Source organism: Microcoleus sp. SVA1B4 (genome assembly GCF_036700545.1).
GTDB lineage: Bacteria > Cyanobacteriota > Cyanobacteriia > Cyanobacteriales > Microcoleaceae > Microcoleus.
In genome coordinates this window covers 1-3,936 of sequence record NZ_JAUBPB010000118.1, presented here as the reverse complement: position 1 = coordinate 3,936, position 3,936 = coordinate 1, and the positions used below count along the sequence as shown (strand labels likewise).

Sequence of the window (3,936 nt, the reverse complement as noted above, 5' to 3'; positions counted from 1 at the left end):
ACAACTGGTACTCCGACTCCAACTCCGACAACTGGTACTCCGACTCCAACTCCGACAACTGGTACTCCGACTCCAACTCCGACAACTGGTACTCCGACTCCAACGCCGACAACTGGCACTCCAACGCCGACGCCACCGACACCCCCGACACCTGGTGGTACCATCGACACACAGAAGAATTGGTGCGGCGTAGAAGCTGGATTGGATAAACTTGAGAAAATTCTTGACGACCAATTACAGGCAGTTAACCTACCCATTGTCGGCCCGCTCAAGGACATTTCCCCAGATTTTATTGGCAACTTCAAGACTAAGTTAGTCGATACAATTAAAAATCATGGAAATCAAAGTCTGAGTCAGTTAGAAAGTAGCCTCCGCACTGCACTTGGCTCGACTTTCAATGTTGCTCTAACTGGGACTTCTAGTGCTAATGAAAGTACCTTGCTAATTACTCTTGGCAAGCAATATCAGTTTCCCGATCTCAATCTCTCTAAAAACTTAGGAGTGCCGGCATTAAGCTTAGATGTAGATGGAAAAGCAAAATCAAAATACAACTTCAACTTGTCCCTGGGAGTTGGTGTTAGTAAAGATTTCGGCTGCTACATAGATACTGACAAAACTAAGTTAACCGCCAACATTGACTTGGGCCTAAATGATCAATTCAAGGCAAAAGGCAACTTAGGTTTTTTCCAAGTAGACCTGGCAAACGATACCAAAAACCCTACTAAAGTCGATGCCAACCTCGAAGTCAAGCTCAATGACTTAGACAATCTGGGCGGCCCGAATGATGGCCCTCGCCTCACATTGCCAGAATTGCAAGGTAACTATCAGTTCAAAGACTTATTCAATGCCGACTTAACGAGCAATGCTAATCTCGGTCTCACAGCAAAAACCAGTATCAACGGCAATGCTGCATTCCCCTCCTATAACTTCGACTTAGCAGTTAATTGGCCCATCCTAAATTACGCTAACGGTCAATTAACCGGGCCGCAAAAGCCCACAGTTGCATTTAACAATATGCAACTAGATTTGGGGACATTTGTCAATAATTTTGCCAAACCAATTATCGGTAAAATTTCTGATGTCATTAAACCATTTCGACCAGTTATCAACTTCCTCAATGCCGACACTAAGTTACTGTCTACACTAGGTTTAGCTGGCGAATTTGATAAAAATGGGGATGGAATAGTCAGCGTACTAGAACTGGCAGCAAAAATCTCTGGGCGCGATATCGATACCCGGTTTTTAGATGCGGTTGCCAAGGTTGATAAAGTTGTTGATTTGGCAAACCAAATAGCGAATTCTCCCGATAAAATCGATTTGGGTTCTTACACTCTGGGGAATGTAGATGTTGTCGATAACAGTGCGAATCTTCAGAATGCTTCCCCGATCCCAACGACTGCTGTACAGCAAACAGCCAACCAACAAATTAACTCCAAAACAAGCGGCAAGGTCAAGGAGTTCTTAAATGCCTTAAAAGATATTGATGGCTTTGATATCCCACTCTTGACCAAACCAGAAACCGCGATTCAATTGCTGATAGGTAAACCCGATGTTTCGGTATTCACCTATCAGATGCCAAAACTGGGGTTTGACTTTAATATCGAGAAAAAATTTCCGATATGGGGGCCGCTCCAGGGTTTACTGGGAGGCAAGTTTAGTGCTTCAGCTCATCTAGGATTTGGGTACGATACCCACGGATTAAGTGAGTGGAAAAAGTCTAATTTTGCGACGGACTCTGCTAGCAAAGTTTTGGATGGATTTTATGTGAGCGATCGCCAAAATGCTGACGGTACAGGCCCAGATGTTGACGAACTCAGTCTTGACGCTAGTATTGCCGTAGGTGCAGGGTTGAATGTTGGCGTGGCCGAGGGCTATGTCAAAGGTGGAATTCAAGGCAAAGTGGGCATTGATTTGATAGATATCGGAGAATTCCAACCGAAACAAGGTGGCGACGGCAAAATCCGAACATCGGAAATTACTTCCCGCATCAGCAAACCCTCGGAACTGTTTGATGTAACAGGAAAAGTCAATGCTTTTCTGGGTGCTCAAGTAAAAGCCTACTTACCCGAAATTTGTTATAAAACAATCCCCGAAATAAGCATAAGATTGTTCGGAAAGAAAAGAGTCATCACGCGTGAATTCAGACTCCCTTATCCGTGCTTCGATTACAAAACCGTCTACGATAATAACTTTGCCACATTTGAGTTAGCTAAGTTTACTTTGGGGCCGAGTTCTAGCACTAGGGGTAGAGCAATTAACGGTTACATGGCCGGGGCGACAGTCTTCTTCGATGCCAACTTTAATGGAGTTCAGGATGAAAACGAACCGTTCTCAATTACTAACGCAGATGGCAGCTTTGACTTAGATGTCTCTCTTGACCAATTCGACAAAAATAATAGCGGCGACCTCGAACCGGATGAAGGCAAAATTGTACTCATAGACGGCATCAATACCTCTACTTATTTGCCGCAGCAAACACCCCTATTTGCCACACCTGATGCTACAGTAGTTACTCCATTAACTACCCTATTGACCGAGTTGATCGAGCAAGGGAGTGACCCAAATCAGGCGCAAATTCAGGTTAAATCTGCACTGGGAGTGTCGTCAGTAATTGACTTGACTAGCTACGACCCGCTAGAGGCAATTACTCAAAACGACCCGAACGGTTTGGCGGTTTATGCAGCACACGCTCAGGTACAAAATACCATTGTTTTGATAACTGATTTAATTAGCGGTGCTTCAAATACCGCGAAAAATGAGATTGGCGATCGCGTAATTTCCGCCGTTGCCAATCAAATTCAATCTGGCACTCTCGATTTAAGCAATTCCACACAATTGCAAGCGATTATTCAGTCGGCGACGAGTCAACTGCAAGTACCACAACTCTCTAGTATTACTTCGGATGCTGCCCAAATTATTGCAGAGGGAAATCAGCGGATTAGTGATCTCGCATCCAGCAATTCCTCGCCCTCAGATGCCGCGACAGAAATGGCTCGCATCCAAAAAGTCGCACAAGGAGAAGTAGCCCAAGATTTACTGCAAGTCGCAGCCGGAAATAAAACGATTCAGTCGGCCCTTTCCGAAAATACTGGTGCATCTCTAAATACCAAAATTCAGTCGGCGACAGCTAACAATCCAACAGTCCGCAATACTTTAGATACAGATGACTCCAGTACACCATCTACACCCGAAGAACCATTCCCAGAAAGCGGTATTGAATTCGTTAAAGATGGGGAAAATACTACCGAAAGCACAGATGGCGATGATACCATTATGGGAAGTGCTAGCGATGATATATTGCGCGGTAGAAAAGGAAATGACTTGTTGTTTAGTCTTGATGGCAATGATTGGATGAATGGCAATCAAGGCAACGACGTAACAGATGGTGGAATTGGGGACGATACGCTTTACGGCGGAAAGGGTTTTGATACTTTGACTGGTGGTGCCGGCAATGACTTCCTTTCTGGCAATCGAGGTGAAGATATCCTAATTGGTGAAAAGGGCGACGATACCCTCTACGGCGGTCAAGGCAATGATATTCTGCTAGGAGGTCAGGGTAACGATTTCCTCAGTGGCGATTTGGGCGATGATACCTTAGTAGGGGATGTAGGGAGCGATCGCTTCTTATTATCCACCAATTCTGGTATTGATACTGTTGCTGACTTTGAAGTCGGTCAAGACTTGTTAGTATTGGGTAACGGGTTGACTTTCTCGCAATTAGCCATTGCCGAAGATAGCGATGCAACATTAATCCGGTTTGCACAAACAGGGGAGATTTTGGCTTCTCTGGCCGGAGTTTCTGCTAGCAGTATTAGTGCCGTTAATTTCGCATTGATTTGAGAAAGATGTGGGTTTAAGCACTTAGGAATGAGAATTAAATAACTTCCACTCTTGAAAGTGGGATGGGCGTCCCGCCCGTCCAAAAAGGACGGGCGG

The 3,936-nt window shown here is 44.9% G+C and carries 1 protein-coding gene; it reads left to right on the top strand.

All coding sequences use genetic code 11. The features are described from left to right. A partial coding sequence (locus tag QT987_RS28935; protein WP_333246874.1) for a calcium-binding protein occupies window positions 1–3,840 on the top strand: 3,840 nt, incomplete at its 5' end. Between the last annotated feature and the right edge of the window lie 96 nt (window positions 3,841–3,936).